The following is a 22,430-nucleotide window of genomic DNA, read 5'->3' as shown; positions in this document are numbered from 1 at the left end:
GTAAATGAGTGCTTATAAACATATTGATAATAGGGGGAAAGAAATCCCTCTACCTTTAGGAAAGGTAGTGTGTGTTGGAAGGAACTACCTTAAACATATTGAAGAGTTGAATAACGAGGTCCCAAGTGAGCCTTTGTTGTTTATGAAGCCCGCTACCGCACTTTGCTCTCTAAAGCAGCCGGTGATTATTCCTAAAGATAAAGGTGCCTGCCATAACGAGTTGGAAGTGGCCGTATTGATAAAAAGCCCACTCAGTAATGGGTCAAGCGAAGAAGCAAAAAACGCAATTTGGGGTATAGGGTTAGGGTTAGATTTAACTTTGAGAGATGTACAAAGTAAGTTGAAAGCTAAAGGACAACCTTGGGAGCGAGCTAAGGCATTTGATTACAGTTGCCCTGTTTCGCAGTTTATTGAAAAAAAACATATACAAGATTACGCCAATCTGGAGTTTAGCCTAAAGGTCGCTGGCAAGTTGCGTCAGCAAGGTAACACTAAGCAAATGATTTACTCGATAACCGATTTAATAGTGGAGATATCAAAGCACTTTAAGTTAATGCCTGGTGATATTGTGATGACAGGTACGCCAGAGGGAGTCGGTCCCTTGTGTGCTGAGGAACAGCTTGAGGTGACATTAGAGAACCACTTTTCTGTAGGGACCTTTGTTATTTAAACATGTCGTTTACGTATGATTACACCCTAGATAACGCCAATAAAATTTTAATCTGCGAGGTGCAGGGAGAAATTTCCGATGGGTTAACACTTGTGCATATCCTTAAAACGTCTGTCAAAATGGCCGGTAAAAACCAGATGAAAGATATAGTACATGACGTGACCAGATGTTCTATCCGTTGCTCTAACCTAGAAATGGGAAAGTTTGTGATGGAGACTCGAGAACAAGGGTGGATCTCGGACCTGAAAATTGCTCGTATAGTAAAGGTCAATCACGGCAGTCACAAAATGCTCAATAGACTAGCAGATAGGTTCGATTTACCAATTAAGAACTTTACTTCTCGAAGCGACGCTATGTTGTGGTTACTCTTTGACAAACTTAAAACAACGTGAAATTTGGGAAATATTTAAAGTTACTATGAATAAATATTGGGAAGAAAAGCCTTTATCTGACATGACTGTGAGTGAGTGGGAAGGCATTTGCGATGGTTGCGCTAAATGTTGTTTACACAAATTTATTGACGATGAAGAGGTGAGTGAAGCTGCGACAACAGATCACATAAAACCAAGTGAGCAAATTCATTATACCAATATTGCATGCGGCTTATTGAATACAAAATCTTGCTCATGTACTAAGTACATGGAACGAACTAAGTTAGTACCTGAATGTGTAAAACTTACTAAAGAAAACTTAGAAGATATCTTTTTTATGCCACCTAGTTGCAGTTATAGAAGGCTACATGAAGGTCGAGGCTTGCCCAGTTGGCATCCACTTTTACATAAAGGTAAAAAGTCAGCTATGCATAAAGCAGGAATGTCTGTGAGAGGAAAAACTGTTGCAGATCATGACGTAGATCTGGAGAACTTCGAAGATTATATTGCCATATGGCCAATAGAGGATATTGATTAACGCCAGATTAAATGCCCAGCAATAGGAGCTGGGCGAGGTAGGTAATTATATTGTTCTACTAATGAGTGCTCTATTTGCAAGTACTAGCACCCACACCAAAGCATACACTGCAAAAATAACTATCATCCACTGTGGCATACTCATATCTAAAAATGACCAGTTGATATCACCACAATCGCCAGTCGCACCAAAGATATTTGGTAACCATTGATGTAGTGGTGCCCAACTAGGGAAGTTAGGTACTATCTCACAGGTGGCAAAAAATGGATTGATTGCCGTTTGAATATCAACATGTTCAATCGCAATCATTAACCCCCAAATTGAAGATACTCCCCAGCCTACAAACCCTATTGCGCGGGTCATTATGTTATTGATTAACGCTGCTGGAAGTGCAGAAAAAAGAACGCCAAATACAGCCGTTCTTTGATAAATGCACATGATACAAGGCTGTAAATCCAACGCATGTTGGAAATACAGCGCAGCTATTTCTAACCCTAGTGCACTTAAAAATAGTAGCCCCCATGATAATCTGGAGGCTGTAAACGTTGAAATAGTGGTAAACATATTTTAGTAATACTATGACTTAAAAGTCATACCTTAATGGTGTGCAGGTGCGGCGGCACCTGGTACCGCGCCACTATGATGCTCAATTAAGTGCAGGTCGTATAACCAATTTGTCAGATCGTACAAGCCAAAGTAAGTCGCAGCTAACCCTGTAAGCGTTAATATGATTGTATAAGGTAGTGCCATATAAACCATGGTGCCATAAGACAATCTTAAAAGTGGAGCGATGGCAGAGGTTAATAAAAATAAGAAGGCTGCTTGTCCGTTTGGTGTCGCTACACTAGGCAAGTTTGTGCCAGTATTTATAGCAACTGCTAACATATCAAATTGATCACGAGTTATCGTGCCATTATTCAAAGCTGCGGTGACTTCAGTGATGTAAACAGAGCCTACAAATACATTATCACTAACCATAGACAATAAACCATTCGCTAGATAGAACATCACAAGCTGCGTTTTACCTTCGAATGTAAGCACCCAGTTTATAACGGGGCTAAATAAGCTTTGGTCGATAATCACGGCAACTACACCGAAGAACACACATAATAAGGCAGTGAACGGCAGGGCCTCTTCAAAGGCTTCACCAATTGAGTGCTCGTCTATTATGCCACTCATAGATGTTGCTAATACGATAATTGATAATCCAATTAAGCCTACAGCAGCTAAATGGCCTGCTAGCCCGACCACTAACCAGATAACAATAAGTCCTTGAATTGCTAGTCTAGCTTTGTCTTGTGTAGTTAAATTTTCTTGAGTGTGCTTATCGTAATCAGTAAGTATAGTTCTCACTACTGGAGGTAGCTGGGCACCGTAAGTGAATAATTTAAATTTCTCTACCACAAATGTCGTCGCTAGACCTGCCACAAAAACCGGGATTGTTATAGGAGACATTCGCATGAAAAACTCAATAAAGTCCCACCCTGCTTTTTCTGCAATAATAAGGTTTTGAGGCTCCCCTACCATAGTCATTACACCACCAAGAGCGGTTCCCACTCCGGCATGCATCATTAAGTTACGAAGAAAAGCTCTAAAGTTTTCTAGGTCATCACGGTTAGGGTGGGGAACCCCATCATCGTCTGAGTGATCGTGAGAAGAGTGAAAGTCTTTGCCAGAGGCAACTTTGTGATAGATTGAATAAAACCCTAGACCTACCGTAATGATAACTGCTACCACTGTAAGAGCGTCTAAGAATGCCGAAAGTAGAGCTGACGCAGCAGCAAAGGCAATGGAGAGTGCAATTTTATTCTTTAACTTTAAAAGAAGTTTAGTGAAAAGGAAGAGGAGCAGACCTTTCATAAAGTATATGCCTGCTACCATAAATACCAGCAGCAGTACTACTTCGATATTGACAACAATTTCATGCTTCATGTGCTCTGGGGTTGTCATACCAATAAAAAGTGCTTCAATCAGCAATAACCCTCCAGGTTGCAGTGGATAACACTTTAATGCCATTGCTAGTGTAAATATAAATTCTACTACCAATGCCCAACCTGCTATATAAGGGTTAAAAATGAATAAGATGGGATTAATAACGAGAAAGGCGACAATTGCTTGTTTGTACCAATTTGGGGCTTTTCCCAAAAAGTTGGAGGCTACTGCTTTAGATATTGACATTTGCATAAGCAAAAATTCCTTGCTGAATATTATATTTTTAAAATAAACCAGGATTAGAGTGTACCCAAAAAATTTCACAAAATCCTATAGTTGATATGTAATTAGGTGTTTTTTAACTATTTCTTAACAAATAGTAAGTTACACCTTAAAGATTCATTGTTACCGTCAATTATGATCTGGTACAATCAGTGTTGAAAAATGACAAAAACAATAATCAAAAAGTGAGTTATTGATGATTTACAAAGCACAAAGCCCTGCAGGTTTCGCCGAAGAGTATATTGTGGAATCTATCTGGAGTGGACGCTTTCCCCCTGGTACTATCCTTCCCGCTGAACGGGAGCTGTCTGAATTAATAGGCGTGACGCGAACTACTCTAAGAGAAGTGTTGCAACGTTTAGCCAGAGATGGCTGGTTAACTATTCAGCATGGTAAGCCTACTAAAGTAAATAATTTTTGGGAAACCTCTGGATTAAATATTTTGGAAACCCTTGCAAGATTGGATGAAGACGGTATATCTGAGCTTGTTGACCACTTGCTGGCGGCAAGAACAAATTTGAGCGCTGTTTTTATTCGAGGTGCTATTCGTAATAATCAAGAGAAAGCTATTGAAATCGTTAAGAAAGGCTTAGAGATTAATGATGATAGCCAAACGTTTGCTATTAAAGATTATCAAATCAACCACGACTTAGCCTTTGCGTCGGGAAATCCTGTCTATGTGTTAATGATGAATGGCTTTAAAGGCTTGTACGCAAGAATTGGAAGCTATTACTTCTCAAATCAAGAATCGAGAGATTTAACCAGAAACTATTACAATCAATTACTCGAATTAGCAGAAGCCAAGGACTACGAAAAGGTGCAGTTGGTAGTGCGTAATTACGGGATTGAAAGTGGTAAACTTTGGGAAGGTATGCGAGCAGATATGCCCAAAGGGCTAGTGGATTAGTCGCCATTCTCAAACCTTAGTTGATTGGCGATAAGCTTAGTTAATTTCAAAATCAATTAACTTTCTATAGAGAATTTCCTAAAGTTTTTATTTCTTAACTTGCCAGCATAGCTTTATGCAATCAAGCTATGCTAGTCCTTGATTTACAGTTGCTACTTAAGAACTCAAAGATGTTCAAGTAGATTTTCTTTACTGAAAATTATATGTTCCAAGCCTATTTGATTGTTTTTTTGCGGGTGGGTATGTCTTCTATGCTAGTTTTTAGATTGATATTGATAGCGCTTTTAACTGGTTGTGCTGGGCCAGTTAAGCTGTCAAATGTAAAAGAAACCCCTGAATTAAACTGGGAAAGCGACACCTTTTCGTCAGTCAATGTACCTTCAGTTGAGAGTATTTTTTATCTTAGCGACGAAAATAAGCAATTATTTTTAGATTATTATCACGCACCAGAAAACCAAGAGGTGCAAGGCCACAAGCGCCTTAGTAACTTTATCGCTTTGTTTCTTAGCGGGTTTTCCTATAAAGGGAATACTTACAACGCTGACCTAGCTTCTACCGAGCATGCTGGTAACTGCTTATCTTTGGCCATTTTAACCAAGGCTTATGCTTTACTGGCTGACCTGAAAATTGAGTATCGCCGTGTTAATTCAGCTCCTGTGTACGCTAAGGAAGGTGGCCTAATAACAATTTCATCTCATGTTCAAACTCATGTGCATGCTCCTAAGAAACAAGATATTGAAAAAGGGCATTTTTATTTCTCAAAGATTGTAATTGATTATTTTCCCTCTGGACGGGGAATGTTAGGGGATGCTGTGAGTTTTGATGACTTTATTTCTATGTATTATCAAAACCTAGCAGCAATAGAACTAGCCAGTAAAAATTATGATAAAGCTTACTCATTGCTCGCTGCGGCCATAGAGCGCTCCCCCTATAATGTTGAAACCTTAAATACCTTAGCTGTTTTGTATAAAAAGTCAGGAAACGTAGCGAAAGCAGAGTCTATTTATCACTATATTCTAAATCATACTCAAGGCTCTGTTAGTGCGTTAAGTAATTATGTGCTGTTACTAAAACAACAAGACCGTGATAACGAAGCTAGGGTATATGCCAGCCGCTATAGTGAAATCGAAGATGATAACCCCTATCGCTGGTACAATTTGGCGAATCAAGCTTATGGTCTTCAAAATTATCAACAGGCTTTAGATTTGTTCGCAAAAACCTCTAAGATGGCACCTTATTTACATGAGAGCTTTTTTGGACAAGCTAGGGCTTATTTTCAATTAGGCGATACCTCAAAAGCTAAACTAGCAATGAAAAAAGCAGTGGAGCTTGCCTACACGCCAAACGAAGAAAAATTATACTCCGCTAAGTTACATACCCTAAAAGCTTACGAGCAGCCATAAAACAGCGCCAAATATATTTGTAATGGTAGGGGAAAACCAGGAAACCGCAGGGTTAAGACTATTTAGCAAAAATGTTGTCTTTAAGAGCCCGGTTGAATTAATTCAGGGAGTAACAAGTCTGGCCATAAGCTATCTTCAAATTGTGCCTTAAAGAAACCTAAATGCCCTACATGTTTTGCCCCTATGTCGACGGGAGTTAATTCAGATAACCGCTTGTCTTGGTGTGAAAATAAACAGTGTAAGTCACGCATATTGGTAACGGATAGCATTTCATCATCGCTAAAACCAATTGAGTGCAAAGGTACTTTAATTTGCATGAAAGCCCTTCTAACCAACTCAGACTCTACGCCAACACAATACTCTGGATGAAGGCACCACTTGCGCCATTGAGACATGACTTTTTTGGGGAGGTTTCCTATTATTCCTAGCTTTTTCCCTGGAAAGTATCCATATAGGGCTGTGCTTATTGGTGCTATAAGGTGCCAAAACAGAAATGCTTTTTTCCTTAAGTTTGTAACATTGTGCTTCCAATATCCAGTACCTGCAGAAATTGTAATGATCTTAGTTACATCTTGAATGTTTTCTACGAGCGGAAAAATTTGTCCACCTAAACTGTGGCCTACCCAATAGACAGGTAACTTAGCCTCAACAGTGTCTTCAGTTTGTTTTAACGTAAAATCTAATGCGGCAGAATAGTCTTGTTGTGCCCAATCAATGATGTCGCATTGATAGTGTTTTAAGGGGTGGCTTTTGCTTTCACCAATACCGCGGCAGTCAAAGGTAAGCACAGAATAACCTTGTTCTGCTAGCCAAGTAGCAATAGGGCGGTAGTAATTTTGCTCTACGCCCATGGCAGAGGCTATAACTATTTTACCTTTTACAGTGTCAATTAGCGGGTCTTCAGGCGTAAACCAATAGGCTTGAAGTTTGTCACCTGATTTTGTTTGCAAAGTAATGGATTGGATACTTTGACTCATACTCAGTCTACCTCATTGGAGATACTTAACTGTTGTGTAAATAAGTTTACCGCACAGTCACACATTTCATCTATATGGGTACGATCAGCGTAAATTCCATCAATTAACAAACGCGCGATACCGTGCATCGTTCCCCATGTCACTTGAGACAATCGTAACGTATTTTCGTTGTTAGGTATAACCCCTTGTGATTGCCACCTTTTAGTCATTTCCACTTGATGATGAAAACAAGGAAAAGCGACGCCTTTTAATTCCTCGGTTGCACTGTTTTGTTTCCATATAGTGCGTCCGAACATTAAATCGTACAACTCAGGATTATCTGCAGCATACTGAATGTAGCCATGAAAGAAGGCGCGGTATTTTTTATGGGCACTTAAATCATCACGATTAAATATTGACTCTGCATCATTTTGCCAACGTACAAAGCCTTGCTCAGCAATCGTACACAATAGCTGGTTTTTATCTTTAAAGTGATGGTAAGGGGCAGTTCGCGATACACCAGCTTTGTCAGCCAGCTTTCGAAGGGACAAGCCCTCAACACCGCTTTCTTTGAGTATAGCTGTGGCCTCATTTATCAAGGTGCTACGCAGATCCCCATGGTGATAATTGGATTTATTTAAACTCGATATTTTTGATGTTTTCTGATTCATATATGTCTATTAATAATTATGATATGGGTTATCTTGACAGTGTCAATATAAACTCTTATCTTGACGCAGTCTAGTTTGAGTTTTCATTAGCGACATTAAGCTAATTTAAGGGGAATACAGGTGCCAGAAATAGACTTTTCAACTTTAGAGACACTTTCTGTAAGTATCGACAATCATATAGCTCACATACAACTCAGTCGCCCAGAAGCGTTAAATAGTATGGTGCCTGCTTTTTGGATAGAGCTTCCGGCAGTGGTACGAAAAATAGATGCAGATTCACTTGCTCGGGTGATTGTTATTTCGTCTCAAGGTAAACATTTTAGTGCTGGCATGGATTTGTCAGTATTTACCAATATGGCTAAAGATTTTAAAGGGGAGCCAGCACGGCGGGCTGAAAGAACTCGACGGATGGTTCTGACGTTACAAGATAGTTTTAATGCTATGGAAGAAGTGCGTGTTCCCGTTTTAGTTGCTGTTCAAGGAGGAGTGATCGGTGGTGCAGTCGATATGATATGCGCTGCTGATTGTCGCTATTGTACCCAAGATGCATTTTTTACTATTAAAGAAACTGAGCTAGGAATGACGGCGGATGTAGGCACATTGCAACGTTTACCTCATCTAATGCCTCAAGGCCTAATACGAGAGTTGGCCTATACAGGGCGTAATATGCTAAGTGGTGAGGCAAAGGAGTGTGGGTTTGTTAATCAAGTTTATACAGATCAACAAAGTATGCTTGAGGAGGTAATGAAGATAGCAGCAAAAATAGCTAGCCATTCACCAATGGCGGTATCTGGGTGTAAAGAAATGATCAATTACACCCGTGATCATGATGTCAATGATAGCTTAACTTATATGGCTACTTGGCAAAGTGGCATGTTTCAAATGCCAGATGTACAAGAAGCTATGGCCGCAGGCCAAGAAAAACGCCTCCCAGTGTTTGCTAACTTACATAAAAAATCATCTGGCTTATAAAGCCAGTTAGTTTCCAAATTTTTATAGGAATATTGTCCACATGACAACTAGTACTTCAGTAGACCAAAACACAGATAAAGGTTTAGCTAAATACCCTCACTTATTGAAACCATTAGACTTAGGTTTCACACAATTAAAGAACCGAGTACTAATGGGCTCGATGCACACGGGATTAGAAGAAGCTCCCAATGGCCATGTGCGTATGGCTGCGTATTTTGCAGAGCGGGCTAAAGGTGGAGTAGGCCTGATTGTGACCGGTGGTATAGGTCCAAACGATGAAGGGGCTACTCACAAAGATACCCATAGGCTAGATACCGATGAGGCTATAACACAACATAAAATGATCACTGATGCAGTACACGAACACGGTGGTAAGATTTGCATGCAAATTCTGCACACAGGACGTTATGCCTATAACCCAGAATTAGTTGCTCCATCGGCGATACAAGCTCCTATCAACCCTTTTAAACCTAAAGCGCTAGACGCTCATGGTATCGAAAAACAAATAGTAGACTTTGTGAATACTGCGTTGCAGGCTCAAAAGGCAGGATACGATGGTGTCGAAATCATGGGCTCCGAAGGATACTTTTTAAATCAATTTATTGCTGCACGAACCAATCATAGAGATGATGAGTGGGGAGGAAGTTACGAAAACCGTATTCGCTTACCGCTAGAGGTAGTCCGCAGAGTAAGAGAAGCCGTTGGTGAAAAATTTATCATTATCTATCGCTTATCTATGCTGGATTTAGTTGAAGGTGGTTCGACCTATGAAGAGGTTGTGCAATTAGGTCAAGCTATTGAGAAAACAGGCGCCACTATTATTAATACAGGTATTGGTTGGCATGAAGCTCGTATTCCTACAATAGCAACTAAAGTTCCAAGAGCTGCTTTTACTTGGGTGACGGCTAAGTTTCGGGAAGCTTTATCTATACCTGTTATTACCTCGAACCGCATCAATACACCAGACGTTGCTGAGCAGGTTTTAGCGCGAGGTGATGCTGACATGGTATCTATGGCTAGGCCATTTTTGGCAGATCCTGACTTTGTCATTAAAGCAGCCCAAGACAGAGCGGATGAAATCAACACCTGCATTGGCTGTAATCAAGCCTGCTTAGATCATGTGTTTGTAGGAAAAATGACAAGCTGTTTAGTGAATCCAAGGGCCTGCCATGAGACAGAATTGATTATTGAGCCTGCAACCAAAATTAAACATATTGCCGTTGTTGGCGCGGGGCCTGCTGGGTTAGCGGCTGCCACTACAGCAGCTCAGCGTGGCCACAAAGTCACTGTATTTGAAGCTTCTTCGGAAGTGGGCGGGCAATTTAATATTGCGAAACAGATTCCAGGTAAAGAGGAATTTTATGAAACCATTCGTTATTTTTCTCGCCAGCTGGAATTAGGTAATGTGACCGTAAATTTAAACACTCGAGTTGATGTTGAGCAGTTAAACAATAGTGAGTTTGATGAGGTCATTCTGGCTACAGGGATACGTCCTAGAACTCCACCAATCGAAGGGATTGAGCATACTAAAGTGTTGGGATACATAGATGTTATTGCCAATAAAAAGCCTGTGGGTAATAAAGTCGCAATAATAGGAGCTGGTGGAATTGGATTTGATGTATCTGAATATCTGTCCCATGCAGGTGAGTCAAGCAGCGTAAATATTCCGGCTTTTATGAAAGAGTGGGGAATAGATATGAGTCTTAGTTCTCGAGGCGGTATTGAAGGCGTAAAAGCAGCTCCGACTCCGTCTCCGCGAGAGATATATTTATTACAGCGTAAAGAGACTAAAGTTGGCGCGGGACTTGGTAAGACGACAGGTTGGGCCCACAGAGCTGGCTTACTTAGTAAAGGTGTGCACATGTTAGCTGGCGTTGAATACCTGAAAATAGACGATGCTGGATTACACATTAAAGTAAATGAAGAAGTTAAAGTGCTAGCAGTAGACAACGTGATTGTTTGTGCAGGGCAAGAGTCATTAGTTGAGCTGGTGACTGGGCTAACTAAACCTTATCATTTAATCGGGGGAGCCAGTTTAGCCTCAGAGTTAGATGCAAAGCGAGCAATTAATCAAGGCACAAGGTTAGCCGCAGAGTTGTAGATATCCAAAGACGAGTACTAAGCAGCTAAAGGCTAGTACTAAGCAGCTAAAGGCTAGCTGCTTAGTACAATGTCAACTTGTGATTTAAGACAAGGTTTTTAGAGCTTCCCCTGAGTACTGTTCAAGTTTATCCATTTCACCTTTACGAACTTTGTTTGCCCACTGAGGATCTTGTAACAAGGCGCGCCCCACAGCGACTAAGTCGAACTCATTTTTATCAAGCCTTTCAATTAAGTCATCAATTGAGCGAGTACTGGAGTCTTTACCAGCAAAAGCCCCAAAAAAGTCATCGTTTAATCCTACAGAGCCCACTGTCATTGTCGGCTTTCCGGTGATCTTCTTGGTCCATCCAGCTAGGTTTAAATCAGAACTTTCAAATTCTGGTTCCCAATAGCGTCTGGTTGAACAATGAAATATATCGACGCCAGCTTGGCTCAATGGAAGTAAAAATGCTTCTAGCAGTTCTGGCGTTTCTGCTAAACGGGCTGTGTAGTCTTGTTGTTTCCACTGTGAAAAACGGAACATAATCGGGTAGTCTTCGCCTACCGAAGCACGAATTGCTTTAACTATTTCAACAGCAAAACGCCCCCGATTTTCCATGCTACCACCCCATTCATCAGTTCGTTGGTTGGTACCTTCCCAGAAAAATTGATCAATCAGATAGCCATGGGCTCCATGAATTTCGACACCATCAAAACCTAGTTTTTTAGCATCTAAAGCGGCCTGGGCAAATCCTTCTATAACTTTTTGAATATGTGCAACTGTCATCGGCTCAGCAACTTTTTTACCGGGTGATAACAGGCCAGAAGGTCCTGCACTTGGTAACTCAGGGAAGGGCGCTTTTTCGGGATTACGGGCCATTCCAACATGCCAAAGCTGTGGCATGATTTTGCCCCCAGCTGCGTGAACTTCATCTACTACCTGTTTCCAGCCAGCCAAAGATTCAGCTCCATGAAATTTAGGAACATTGCCATCCATAGTCGCAACAGGATCGTTTATTGTGGTTCCCTCGGTAATAAGCAACCCTGTTCCACCTTCGGCTCTTCGCCGATAATAGCCTGCGACTTCTTTTGTTGGCACTCCATTTGGAGAAAAACTACGTGTCATTGGGGCCATGGCTATTCTATTTTCTAGAGATAAGCCTTTCATATTGAAGGCAGAAAAAAGTGTTTCTAGGGTTTTACTCATGTAGATTCCTGTTTGTTGAATAATGTCGCAATAAATATATTGCTACTCTGGTTTGTTACTAATGTCAGGCCAAACGAACTCGCTTGTATCGGCTTTTGGCTCTTTTGCTTGCTTATGTACAGTAGACAAATAGAGTTGTTCTACTTTCTCTCTGGCCCATGGGGTTTTGCGTAAAAACTTTAAACTGGATTTTATGGATGGGTCTGAGGTGAAGCAGTTAATTTTTACGTGCTGTCCCATTTTTTCAAACCCTAATTCACTTTCTAGGGTCTCCAAAATGTTTTGCAGGGTTAGGCCATGCAAAGGGTTGTTTTTCTGTTGTGCTGCCATGTTAAAGGGTTATGCCTCAAATATTGGAAGTGATACCGAATTCCAATTTTAAGGTATCGCATAAAAATTGAAATACAGTCTGACTCATAATGGATATTGTCCGCTGAAAAATATCAAAAAAAAAGCCCTGTTGAACAGGGCTTCCATTTAGTATTTTGATACTTAGCTATTAAGCAAAGTTTGCCGCAGCAAAATCCCAGTTAGCTAGAGCCCAGAAACCTTCAAGGTATTTAGGACGTACATTTCGGTAATCAATGTAATAAGCGTGCTCCCACAAATCTACAGTAAGTAGAGGAGTAAGGCTGCTATCTGTTAAAGGTGTAGCTGCGTTGCTGGTGTTAACGATATCAAGGCTGCCATCAGCAGTTTTTACTAACCAAGTCCAGCTTGAACCAAAGTTGTTAACTGCTTTGTCGTTTAATGCAGCTTGGAAGTCTGCGAAAGAACCCCATTTAGCGTTGATAGCATCAGCTAGTGCGCCAGTTGGCTCGCCACCACCATTCGGGCTTAGGCTATTCCAGTAAAATGTGTGGTTCCAGATTTGAGCAGCGTTATTAAATACACCACCTTCAGAAGTTTTTACGATTTCTTCAAGGCTTTTGCTTGCTAAGTCTGTACCTTCAACTAAGCCGTTAAGTTTAGTTACATAAGTTGCGTGATGCTTTCCATAATGATACTCCAATGTCTCAGCTGAGATATGTGGTTCTAGTGCGTTCTTTTCATAGGGAAGAGCGGGTAATTCAAAAGCCATTTTTTTTCTCCAAGTATATAGGTGGTCTAAGTCTCTATTAGAGTATTTATGTTATCCGTTTGCTGCATCGATATTGCTCAATATCATTTTGCAACCAGATACAGAAAAACACAATTCGCTAATGCTATTACTTTATAGGTTAATGTAAAAGCATTGCTTTATTATGATTACTAAATATCTATATTGTGTTGTTTACACATTTTTCAAGTGATTGTTTTAAATAGCTTTACTGAATTACATCAATAAAAGATCAAGAGTGTGTAAATTTGAGCTTGAAAACGCTAAACTTGATGCCAGATCTGCCTTAGCAATTATTTATACGAGAGCCCTTATGGACACTATTGAAAAAATTAAGCAACAAATCGAAGAAAACCCAATTTTATTATATATGAAAGGGTCACCTAAATTGCCAAACTGTGGCTTTTCAGCCCAAGCGTCACAAGCTCTTATGAGCTGTGGAGAGCAGTTTGCTTATGTAGATATTTTGCAAAACCCTGATATTCGTGCAGAGCTACCAAAGTATGCTGATTGGCCAACCTTTCCACAATTATGGGTTGACGGTGAGCTAATTGGCGGCTGTGACATTATTATGGAAATGACACAACAAGGTGAATTACAAGCAGTTGTTAAAGAGTCTGCCGCTAAACGTGACGCAGAAAAACCTGCAGAATAATTTTATTTCTGGTTTTAAAGACAAAAAAATAGAGCATTAAATGCTCTATTTTTTTGCCTGTAATATTGTTTAAGACTTAGGTGTAACTATATTACCAATATTAGCGTTTGCTCTTTCAGCTGCTAGTACTCGAGTACTTAACACGTCAATACTATTACTCAAATCATTGATTCTATTTGTTAGGTTGTTATTAGCAAGTGCAGTAGAAATCATTTTTTCTTTTAAGCTGGCCAACTCTTGCTCTGTGCTAGCTGCTGATAAGTTAACATCATCTAGCTCCATATTTAGCTGTTTAACTAAGCTTGTTTGATTCTCTAATTGCTCTTGCAGCAACCCAAGGGTTGTTTGATTGTCAGCATTGTTGCTTTTGAGCTGTTTATCTAGTTGCTCAGATGCTGTTTTTAAACCTGCTACTGTCTTATTTAAATCACCAATTTGCCCTTGATTTTTGCGCCATGCAGAAGCCCAAAGTTTATCCATTTGCTCCCAAAGTTCATTGGTTTTAGCTGTAAGTTCAACTACCTTCACCTGCAGAGCGGCTGCGGATTGATCCATATCTTCACCCGTAGCAGAAAGGCGGTTTTCTAGCTCAGTGATGCGGGTTTGTGCTTGTTGTAGCACTTCATATTGCAAAAACGACCAATATCCAAACCCAGCTCCTAGTAACAAAATTAAAAATAAAAAGCTCAACCAAGATGGAGAGTTATTAGGCTCTTTAGGTGGTTTGTTGTCGCCTGTGCTAGGTTTGCTTTTTGTCTTGCCCTTTGAGCGGGTGCGATGAAAGCTATCGAGGTCATCTTTGTCTAAGGTTATGTTGGGGAACTCCCCATTATTCTCATTTGTCATTTTATGTTTTGTTATTAGGCTGTGACATTAAAATTAGATTATACATAGCTAAATAAATAATGGGATAGGGTAAATGTTCATATTGTATAAAGTGTTCAAATAAATACCCATTTCATTGTGAGCATGTATGGGTACTTATTTACTAGCTGTAGCCTTCTAATGCAGGTACTGGGACTATTGTTACTTTTTGACCCACTTGCCATCTACCCATAGGTAGTGACCGGATGACGTTTTATTATAGGCTTTTTCTGCTGCTAGTTTTTCTACTTGCTGCAAGGTTATTCCATTTTTTGCCGCTAATTTTGAATAGACATTTTTTCGCTTTGTATTAATTTCGGTTACTAAATTTTGTACTTCAGCTTTGGCAACTATAACTCCTAAATAACCATCACTTTTTTCGCCAACTAAGCCCTGTTGTTTGGCTTGGTCTAGTTCTAATGCGAAAGTGACACTACTAAATAAAAGACTAATAAATACTAAAGATTTAAAAATAAATGTGGGTTTCATGATCTGGCTCCTATAGGGCTTTAAAATAAGCTACTGTCTTCATTAAATACGTCATCAAGCTCTTTATCTACCTTGACCCTAATTTCATGGTCAATCTTGACGTTTATATTAATCGTTATGGGCTCTTTGGTTTCAACTTGTACCTTGTGTGTACAAGCAGTTATTCCTAATACGGTAAGCACTAAAATGGGTATTCTCACTTTTTATCACCTTGCTTTATTTTTTGTTCAACCGAGTTGCCTACTGAATTAACTAATCTAATAGACTCCAACAAGGAGAATAAGTTTTCTTCGTGGCTATAGTTAAAGTTAACACTTTGTTTTTTATCTGGATTATTGCCTTTTAAGGCGATATCAAAAAATACCCAGCCATCTGGGGTGAACTTAACGTTACTACTTAACTGTGTAAAGTCCAGATTTTCTAATAGGGCTAATTCAGGTTGCTGGGCTTTAATGGAATCAAAAGAAGGGTTATTGACTATTGTTAACTTTCCTCCTTCTAAACTTGCCATCCAGCCCTCATCTATCGATATCCCTTCTTGGGTTAATCTAATAGGTAAATCACCGTTTACCCGTCCTGTTATGTTTATGCCAGGCTGTTGCTGCAGTGCAACGACCTCGGATAATTCAATATTTGTAAGCTCCACATTAAAGTTTTGATCTCTGCCGTCTAGCCATAACTTGGGTAGCAGAAACTGTCCTTCAAATAGCTTTCCTGTCAGATTATGTAAAGCTAGCTCCCCGTTTATTGCCCCTAGACTCGCTACTATATCTGAGCTTATTACGCCGACATCAATTTCATCTATATTTAGAGTAGACTTGGGTAGCTGAAGCCCTGCTGAATTGTAGGTTATTGGGCTTTGGTAATTGATATTATTGACTTGGTAATCCTGATATTTAAAGGATAACTCTGTGGTTGCAACTTGCCCTGACACAGTTGGGTCCTGGCCTTCAAGGGGCAAGGCTAAGTCTAGCTTGGCAGATAACTCTCCATGATTAATAACTAGTGATTGGTCTATTTGGGTAAATATAGTTGCGAGAGTTGTGGCTTCTTGAGGCGCTACAATTAACTTAGCGCTTGCTTGTTGTTGAGATATTTTTAGTGCAAAACCATCTTCTAACAGTAGGTTATGTTGGCTAGATATTATCTGGTTATTGAGGTTTCCTTGGCTTGAGTGGGTGATTTTGATTGGTTGAAATTTGATATTCTGCACACTTAAATCATTGATGCTTGAGTGCCCAGTAACATTGAACACATCAAAGTTCATTATGGCTACATCTAATTGGTTATGAAAATCCCCAATACTTTGGTCAGCAAATTTTAACTTAGATATATGGCTGTCTATTCCTAATCGTAAGCTGTTGTTATCAATTGCGGTTTGGCTGAACTTAAATTTGCTTGTTATCTCTTCTATGTTTAGTGAGTCTTGCTCAAAATTGGTAACAGTGATTAAGTGATTGTCATCCGTTACTTTAATGCTAAGGCGATGATCTAGATGTTGATTATTTGGCGCCACAGGTAAAGCCTTAATTGTGGCTCGTCCAGATAATTTTAACTGTTCAGCAGATAGCTGTTTGTTTTTGATAGGCTGCTTAAGCACTGTATTATAACTTAGCTCAAGCTTCCCATTAAAATCATAGCTAAGGTCCTTTATTGTCATTATTCGGTAGATGTTTTGATTATCCTTGTTTTGTAAATCAGTCACTTCCAATTTAGGGACAGTGATCTTAGTAGCATCAAGGCTAATGGTGTTTGGTAAATGTATTGCTAACTTAGGAACGTCATCTGCAACTAAATAGTTTTTTAGCCACTGACAGTTAAGTAAAGATACTGTGCTAGATAATTGGCTTAAATCTGTGTTGACCTGATTGTTATCAAGGTTTAAATCAGCAGCAATTTTGCCTTCAATAGCGAGCTCAACGGGGCAATGTTCTTGGGCAATAGGTGCTTTTATATTTACGTTACTCTCGGTAAGTAATTTATAGCCATCGTAGCTTAGTTGAGTGTTGATTTCGCTTTTACCTAAATCTTCGTTTTTTAGAGCTGTTGCAATTTTTTGATTCCAACTTTGAGCCTCGGAGATAAATTTAACTGGATCAGATAAGTACCACGTAAGACTAGCTGAAACATGTTTGGGGGTGAACTCGATTTCTGCTGTTAGATCACCGCTAATATTAAGTGTTGAATATGAGCTTGATTGTACCCTTAAATTGATAGGTTGCTCTAAAAGATAAGATTCAAGCTGTATATTTGATATGTTGAACTTGGGTAACGAGTTAGGTAACTCTAGGGCGCCACTTTGCTGAACGCCCACATGACTAGTGTCAGGTTCGCTACTAGGTTTGTGTGAGATGTTAATTTGTTCAATCGCTAGCTCATTTGTCCATAGGTTCCAAGCTAAGCTCTGTAATTGTAGCTCTCCTATGGGGGAGGTGGCACAGGCTTGCTGAATATCAATAGTCATCGGCCAAGAAACAGAAAAGTCTAAACACTCAATTTTGACATTATTTGATGAAGCAAAATGCTCAATTAGATTAATGGCAATAGGGCGCCTAAAAGAAAATAAAAGTGTTAACACTACCAAAAGTAGTAAAACAGCATTGAAAATTTTGAAGAAAAGAGGGCGCTTGAACAAGCGTGTCATGTATTTTGTAATCCTTGACTTATTAACACTTAGTCAGACTAGGTAAATTGTATAAAGTTTACAATAGGGGGAAGTAAAGTCTTGTAGCAAAAGTGAACATTGACGCTATGGCCTGGGATAAGCCACATGCTTGAGAGCCATTCAATCAAACTAATCATAAGATTATTAAATGGCGTCCCCACCAGGAATCGAACCTAGATCTAAGCCTTAGGAGGGCCTTGTTTTATCCATTAAACTACGGGGACTTGCAGTTGTTAGCGGACTATTATGTATCAGTACAGTTAGGAATTAAACTGCTATTGTCTGGCTGCAAAATCGTTTGCTTGAATATTCATCAATAGGGCACCTGTAGGTGATTTAACTATGGCTGTTTCGGCAAATACTTCAACCACTGTTACTTTCTCTGGGTGTAAATGAAATTGTCTGCGTTGCTCACCTTGAGGGGAGTAATATTGGTTCATTTTAAACAAGGTGAGTTGGTCGCCTGTTTTTACCCCATTTTGTGAGCCTATATTAATGATCAGGCTTTCGTTTCCAGTGGTAATCACTCTTCCGTAAGCCGGTTGACAGCTAATGGCTTCGTCAACCTCTTCTATACTTTTTTCAATTAGTTCTTGAGTTGCTAGACCAAAGCTCGAATTCCAAAGCATGTGACTATTACTATCGATACTTTGATGCAAATCAAAGTGCCACGGTGCGCTCATGGTTTTGTGATTACGAAAAACCATGTCTCCAGAATTACCATCGTACATAGTCAGTGTAACTGCTAGGTTGCGAGTTATGGTGTCTTTACCCCATGGATTCCAGCTATTATTGGGGATCCTTTCAATTGAAAACTCATCAATTTCTCCAAATATGACAAATTGACTGTTGGTTTTTCTGGATAGTTCATAAGCAATATTTTTCTGCTCACTTTGTAGAGGTTTTAAATAATAGGGCTCTACCTGTTTTATATAGCCAAATTTACTGCTTTTTTGAGACTCAAGTTGTAACCGGGTAGCAAAGGTTTTTCCAAAGTCATATAGATTGCCGGCTGCAGCTTGTTGCCGCTTTTGTAGATCATACCAGGTGGTTACAATGCTTTTTTTGTAATCTGATGCGGCACATTGGGTCTCAATTGGAAATATATCTGCACGAATAGATACAGTGACATAGTCTTTATGGTAGACCTCATCAATGATTTCAATGTGCTCCACATCTCCTGAGGAGGTGATTTCTAATGTGTCATCTTCGAGTAATCCATTTGCCATTGTCTGTACATTTTTTACAGAGGCCCCAGAGAACATAAGCGCTTGTTTAATGGCTTCTTGGGTGGCAATTTGTCTCGCAGCTTGCTTGTTACCATCGTGAATAACGGCCTGGCCACTGGCTTCAAACCATGTAGCTTGCGCTGCAAAGTTAGCTACCATTAGTATTAAAAATAGAATGTGGCCTTTCACTGCTGACATAGTTTTACTCGTTAAATTTTTTGCAATTATGACAAAGGCAATATTTTGTCACTTTATTAATAACCTTTATTTGTTATTGTGATTAAGCACAAACCATACCTAACAAGTTTTAGGTACGGATATTGCTAAATATTTTACATGAGAGTTTTGTAGGTGTTATCGCAATGGTGTTTGGTTTCAATAAAATTTTAAAGATAGTGGTGTTAGCCTTGCCGGTTTTACTCATGGGGTGCACTAGTTTATTTAACAAGCATGTCACTTGGGAAACAATTGAGCCAGAGAGCTATCCTGTTATCTCTGCTATCGGCTATGCGCCAATATCTGCGCAACGAGGCTCTGATGACTCGGTAAAAATGTTAATGGCACTGAAAGCGTCAAAATTAGATGCTTACCGTGAGTTAACTCAGCAGGTTTACGGACAAAAAGTTGACGGCGGCCAATCTCTAAAAAGTCTTGTTTTAGAGAATACCCATTTAGATAGTTCTGTGCAGGGAGTCATTAGAGGCGCGCGAGTAGTAAAGAGTTACCCCGTTGGTAATGATACCTACGCGACTGAATTGGAACTAGATTTTAAGTTAGTCAATGACATATATCTATCTACTGCTAAACCTAAACGAATCAAGGATGTTAGGTATTATTAATCGTTAGTTAGCTTGATTATCGTCATTTTAAGGTTATTTTTTGAGATTGCCTTTGGCTTAAATAAGCAATAAACCCGTCACTAAGTTGATTTGCATGTTGTTGGGCTAATTGGTCAGCAAGGTTAGTGTCTTGATTTTCAATCGCTTCAATAATCAAGTCATGGTTGTTTACCATCTCAGCTGGTGGTTTGTCATTGAAAAGTCTGTAGTAAATTCTTAAGGTTCGTTTTCCTTCGTCTAATAAACGCTTGTACATAACTGTAAAATAGTTGTTTTTAGATGCCTCACTTACCGCTAAATGAAATGCGTGGTTAGATTCAATCATGGCAACTACATCATGGGAGCGCACAGCTTCTTTAAATGTATGATTTTTATCTTTTATTATTTGTAGATCAGAAGCTGTTCTATTGGCTGCGGCTAACCTGGTAACTGCTCTTTGAACTAAATCAAGGGCGTCCATAAAGTGTGGGAAATCTTCTAATGCTAAAGGAGATACCTGAGAGTTTTTGTTAGGTAGCGTTTTAATTAAGCCATCAGCGGCTAAACGAATAAAAGCCTCTCTTACCGGGGAGCGTGAGACATCAAAGCGTTTTGCCATACTATTTTCATCAATCGTACTGCTAGGGGCTAACTCCAGGGTAAGTATTTCCTCTCTAATGGTTTCGTAAATAGATACTGCATTAGATACTTTATGAGTATTGGAGGGAGTTTTAGACATAATTTGATTTAACAGCTTTTAACGAGATTGTTGATATTATAAATAGGTTCGTGCCAATAAACAGCAAAACAAAAAAACGCCGATTATTTGTTTTTATTTTCGATGTAGTTCATGGCATCGTCTGCGGTGAAAAACAACTTGCCAGGGGCGAGAGTTTTGAAGATATCTGTTAATTTTAATTTGTCTTGAATAATTCCTTTTACGTCAGACAAGTGCAGTGTGATACCCCTTTCTCTGAGATTAACAATTAACTTTTCTAATGTGTCTAGTGCACTTTCATCTATAGAGCTAATTGAACTAAAAATTAACACTAAATTAGTAACCTCTTGGCTTTTGGCGCAGCGCTCAAGAATGTAATTTTCAATGTATTGGATATTGGCAAAGAATAGGTTTTCATCAATCCTAAGAAACACTGCGTTTTTTTGGGTTTTCACATTGAGCCGATTCACATTTCTAAAGTAGCCACTGTCTGCTCGCCCAACCTCTGCAATATGGGGATGGGTGGTACGATGCATAAACAGTACAATAGAACAGGCTATACCAGCCCAAATTCCGATTTCTATTCCTAAAAATAATGAACTGAAAAATGTAAACAACAAGCTAATAGCATCTGCTTTGTTGAATACCCAGCAACGTCGAATATGCTTAAATTCGATCATGGGTAATACAGACATAATTACGATCACTCCCAAAACTGCTTTGGGTAGGTGAAATAGATAAGGCGTTAAAAATATAATACTCAGGAGAAGAACACACCCTGATATAACGTTTGCCATTTGGGTGATAGCACCAGATGCAAAGTTCACCATAGAGCGACTAACACTCCCTGCAACTGCAAATGAGCCTACTAAACCGGAGCCAATATTGGCTACCCCCAATGCAAGTAGCTCTTGATTTGGTCTTATTTTTTCTGCGTTTTTACTGGCAAGGGTAATGCCAGTGGCAATACTGGTTAAAAAGCAAATCAATGCAATTGATAATGCTGGCAAGGCCAGATCTGGCCAGCGTGCAAATGCTAAAATATCGGTATTTATGCTGGGTAATGAATTAGGAACCTGACCAATAACTGCAATTTCATGGTCAAGGTGCATGTCAAAGTGACTCACTACAAGGATACTTAAAATAACTAAAATCACAGGGCTTGATTTACTAAGTGCTAAGACTACAGGCCCTTTTAGTTGTATAGTTTTTAATAGTATTGGAAATATAGACTTACTTGACCATAGCAGCGCAATACCCAGAGTACTTAAGGATAATACCGCCAAATTAGTTTGATTTAGATGGGTAGCTGTAAATATTAGGGCATCATTAAATGTTAGACCACTGCTAGGCTGCAGACCTAAGATGATAGGCAGTTGACTACAAGCAATGACAATAGCCGATGCACTAGTGAAACCGCTTATGACTGGCTTACTTATAAATGTTGTAAAACGGCCCAGTCTCAACAAGCTTAATAAAGTTAAAAACAGCCCTGTCAAAATCGTTAAATTCACGCCTAAGCTCAAATACTCTTGGGGTGTTTGAGGCGCTAATTTGTTTATTGAGGAGCCGATTAGCAAGCTAATTAAAGCTGCTGGGCCAACCACTAATGTGCGACTACTACCTAAAAAAGCGTATAAAAAAAGAGGGATAACAGCTGCATAAAGGCCATATTCAGCAGGAAAACCTGCAAGCTGAGCGTAAGCCAAAGACTGGGGTAGGGCAATGCTTGCTGTCACTATACCTGCCACACAATCACTGACAAACATGTTCCAATTGTAATTTTTTAGCCAAGTCACGTTTTATTCCCATTTTAAGATACGAGCGCCTTGTTCTTATGACTATATACCTTAGTTTGTATTGTTGTATACACATATGTCGACAATTGTTATGCTGTTGCCA

At 39.5% G+C, this 22,430-nt stretch carries 23 protein-coding genes and 1 tRNA gene; 9 read left to right on the top strand and 15 right to left on the bottom strand.

Features of this window, described 5'->3' with window-relative positions; genetic code table 11:
- The first annotated feature begins 4 nt into the window (after positions 1 to 4).
- From ACMUMK_RS10840 to ACMUMK_RS10830, 3 genes are read left to right on the top strand one after another with little or no spacing between them, the layout of a single operon-like run.
- Positions 5 to 670, top strand: a complete 666-nt coding sequence (locus ACMUMK_RS10840) for a fumarylacetoacetate hydrolase family protein (RefSeq protein ID WP_414701131.1) — start codon at positions 5 to 7, stop codon at positions 668 to 670.
- 2 nt (positions 671 to 672) lie between these two features.
- A complete protein-coding gene (locus ACMUMK_RS10835) occupies positions 673 to 1,062 on the top strand; it encodes a hypothetical protein (RefSeq protein WP_414701130.1) in 390 nt (129 codons plus the stop codon).
- Positions 1,063 to 1,087: 25 nt separating this feature from the next.
- On the top strand, positions 1,088 to 1,579 hold the full coding sequence (locus ACMUMK_RS10830) for a YcgN family cysteine cluster protein (protein ID WP_414701409.1): 492 nt from the start codon (positions 1,088 to 1,090) through the stop codon (positions 1,577 to 1,579).
- Positions 1,580 to 1,624: 45 nt separating this feature from the next.
- Here ACMUMK_RS10830 and dsbB read toward each other — a convergent pair whose 3' ends face one another.
- Positions 1,625 to 2,143, bottom strand: a complete 519-nt coding sequence (gene dsbB / locus ACMUMK_RS10825) for a disulfide bond formation protein DsbB (RefSeq protein ID WP_414701129.1) — start codon at positions 2,141 to 2,143, stop codon at positions 1,625 to 1,627.
- 33 nt (positions 2,144 to 2,176) lie between these two features.
- Complete coding sequence (gene nhaB, locus ACMUMK_RS10820) at positions 2,177 to 3,763, bottom strand: sodium/proton antiporter NhaB (RefSeq protein ID WP_414701128.1); 1,587 nt, start codon at positions 3,761 to 3,763, stop codon at positions 2,177 to 2,179.
- 226 nt (positions 3,764 to 3,989) lie between these two features.
- Here nhaB and fadR point away from each other — a divergent pair, with 226 nt between their 5' ends.
- Together fadR and ACMUMK_RS10810 are read left to right on the top strand one after the other, a co-directional pair.
- Positions 3,990 to 4,700, top strand: a complete 711-nt coding sequence (gene fadR, locus ACMUMK_RS10815) for a fatty acid metabolism transcriptional regulator FadR (RefSeq protein ID WP_414701408.1) — start codon at positions 3,990 to 3,992, stop codon at positions 4,698 to 4,700.
- Positions 4,701 to 4,951: 251 nt separating this feature from the next.
- A complete protein-coding gene (locus ACMUMK_RS10810) occupies positions 4,952 to 6,103 on the top strand; it encodes a tetratricopeptide repeat protein (protein ID WP_414701127.1) in 1,152 nt (383 codons plus the stop codon).
- Between the two features lie 80 nt (positions 6,104 to 6,183).
- Here the strand turns inward: ACMUMK_RS10810 and ACMUMK_RS10805 are convergent, their stop codons facing one another.
- Both ACMUMK_RS10805 and ACMUMK_RS10800 read right to left on the bottom strand, forming a co-directional pair.
- Positions 6,184 to 7,080, bottom strand: coding sequence for an alpha/beta fold hydrolase (locus ACMUMK_RS10805; RefSeq protein WP_414701126.1), 897 nt, complete (start codon positions 7,078 to 7,080; stop codon positions 6,184 to 6,186).
- 2 nt (positions 7,081 to 7,082) lie between these two features.
- The gene (locus ACMUMK_RS10800) at positions 7,083 to 7,730 is read right to left on the bottom strand and encodes a TetR/AcrR family transcriptional regulator (protein ID WP_414701125.1); all 648 of its coding nucleotides are present in this window, start codon (positions 7,728 to 7,730) and stop codon (positions 7,083 to 7,085) included.
- Between the two features lie 120 nt (positions 7,731 to 7,850).
- Here ACMUMK_RS10800 and ACMUMK_RS10795 point away from each other — a divergent pair, with 120 nt between their 5' ends.
- Together ACMUMK_RS10795 and ACMUMK_RS10790 are read left to right on the top strand one after the other, a co-directional pair.
- On the top strand, positions 7,851 to 8,702 hold the full coding sequence (locus ACMUMK_RS10795; RefSeq protein WP_414701124.1) for a crotonase/enoyl-CoA hydratase family protein: 852 nt from the start codon (positions 7,851 to 7,853) through the stop codon (positions 8,700 to 8,702).
- Between the two features lie 40 nt (positions 8,703 to 8,742).
- Positions 8,743 to 10,803 carry an FAD-dependent oxidoreductase gene (locus ACMUMK_RS10790; protein WP_414701123.1) on the top strand — a complete coding sequence of 687 codons (2,061 nt, stop codon included), beginning with the start codon at positions 8,743 to 8,745 and terminating at the stop codon, positions 10,801 to 10,803.
- An 84-nt stretch (positions 10,804 to 10,887) separates the two neighbouring features.
- Here the strand turns inward: ACMUMK_RS10790 and ACMUMK_RS10785 are convergent, their stop codons facing one another.
- From ACMUMK_RS10785 to ACMUMK_RS10775, 3 genes are all read right to left on the bottom strand, one after another.
- The gene (locus tag ACMUMK_RS10785) at positions 10,888 to 11,991 is read right to left on the bottom strand and encodes an NADH:flavin oxidoreductase (protein WP_414701122.1); all 1,104 of its coding nucleotides are present in this window, start codon (positions 11,989 to 11,991) and stop codon (positions 10,888 to 10,890) included.
- A 42-nt stretch (positions 11,992 to 12,033) separates the two neighbouring features.
- Complete coding sequence (locus ACMUMK_RS10780) at positions 12,034 to 12,321, bottom strand: VF530 family DNA-binding protein (protein ID WP_414701121.1); 288 nt, start codon at positions 12,319 to 12,321, stop codon at positions 12,034 to 12,036.
- A 169-nt stretch (positions 12,322 to 12,490) separates the two neighbouring features.
- Positions 12,491 to 13,072: a Fe-Mn family superoxide dismutase gene (locus ACMUMK_RS10775; protein ID WP_414701120.1), complete on the bottom strand. Its 582-nt coding sequence runs from the start codon at positions 13,070 to 13,072 to the stop codon at positions 12,491 to 12,493.
- Between the two features lie 331 nt (positions 13,073 to 13,403).
- On the opposite strand from ACMUMK_RS10775, the gene ACMUMK_RS10770 reads away from it, so the two are divergent.
- Entirely contained in the window at positions 13,404 to 13,745 is a 342-nt protein-coding gene (locus tag ACMUMK_RS10770) for a Grx4 family monothiol glutaredoxin (RefSeq protein ID WP_414701119.1), read from the top strand.
- A 69-nt stretch (positions 13,746 to 13,814) separates the two neighbouring features.
- Here ACMUMK_RS10770 and ACMUMK_RS10765 read toward each other — a convergent pair whose 3' ends face one another.
- The 6 genes from ACMUMK_RS10765 to ACMUMK_RS10740 form a co-directional block, all read right to left on the bottom strand.
- Positions 13,815 to 14,591: a hypothetical protein gene (locus ACMUMK_RS10765; protein WP_414701118.1), complete on the bottom strand. Its 777-nt coding sequence runs from the start codon at positions 14,589 to 14,591 to the stop codon at positions 13,815 to 13,817.
- A gap of 180 nt (positions 14,592 to 14,771) precedes the next feature.
- Complete coding sequence (locus ACMUMK_RS10760; protein WP_414701117.1) at positions 14,772 to 15,098, bottom strand: YdbL family protein; 327 nt, start codon at positions 15,096 to 15,098, stop codon at positions 14,772 to 14,774.
- 20 nt (positions 15,099 to 15,118) lie between these two features.
- Positions 15,119 to 15,298, bottom strand: a complete 180-nt coding sequence (locus ACMUMK_RS10755; protein WP_414701116.1) for a YnbE family lipoprotein — start codon at positions 15,296 to 15,298, stop codon at positions 15,119 to 15,121.
- The gene (locus tag ACMUMK_RS10750) at positions 15,295 to 17,742 is read right to left on the bottom strand and encodes a YdbH domain-containing protein (RefSeq protein ID WP_414701115.1); all 2,448 of its coding nucleotides are present in this window, start codon (positions 17,740 to 17,742) and stop codon (positions 15,295 to 15,297) included. Before ACMUMK_RS10750 ends, ACMUMK_RS10755 begins: the two co-directional genes overlap by 4 nt.
- Positions 17,743 to 17,912: 170 nt before the next feature.
- Positions 17,913 to 17,987 (bottom strand) — tRNA-Arg (locus ACMUMK_RS10745).
- A gap of 51 nt (positions 17,988 to 18,038) precedes the next feature.
- Entirely contained in the window at positions 18,039 to 19,190 is a 1,152-nt protein-coding gene (locus tag ACMUMK_RS10740; protein ID WP_414701114.1) for a flagellar assembly protein FlgT, read from the bottom strand.
- Between the two features lie 224 nt (positions 19,191 to 19,414).
- Here ACMUMK_RS10740 and ACMUMK_RS10735 point away from each other — a divergent pair, with 224 nt between their 5' ends.
- Entirely contained in the window at positions 19,415 to 19,831 is a 417-nt protein-coding gene (locus ACMUMK_RS10735) for an LPP20 family lipoprotein (RefSeq protein ID WP_414701407.1), read from the top strand.
- A 22-nt stretch (positions 19,832 to 19,853) separates the two neighbouring features.
- Here ACMUMK_RS10735 and ACMUMK_RS10730 read toward each other — a convergent pair whose 3' ends face one another.
- Positions 19,854 to 20,549 (bottom strand): GntR family transcriptional regulator, encoded by a 696-nt coding sequence (locus ACMUMK_RS10730; protein ID WP_414701113.1) that lies wholly within the window; start codon positions 20,547 to 20,549, stop codon positions 19,854 to 19,856.
- 83 nt (positions 20,550 to 20,632) lie between these two features.
- Positions 20,633 to 22,327, bottom strand: a complete 1,695-nt coding sequence (locus ACMUMK_RS10725; protein WP_414701112.1) for a SulP family inorganic anion transporter — start codon at positions 22,325 to 22,327, stop codon at positions 20,633 to 20,635.
- Positions 22,328 to 22,430: the final 103 nt, after the last annotated feature.

It is taken from the genome of Paraglaciecola sp. 2405UD69-4 (genome assembly GCF_047525415.1).
Classification (GTDB): domain Bacteria; phylum Pseudomonadota; class Gammaproteobacteria; order Enterobacterales; family Alteromonadaceae; genus Paraglaciecola.
Note: the sequence above shows the minus strand (reverse complement) of the source record. Positions and strands in the feature narration are given on the sequence as shown.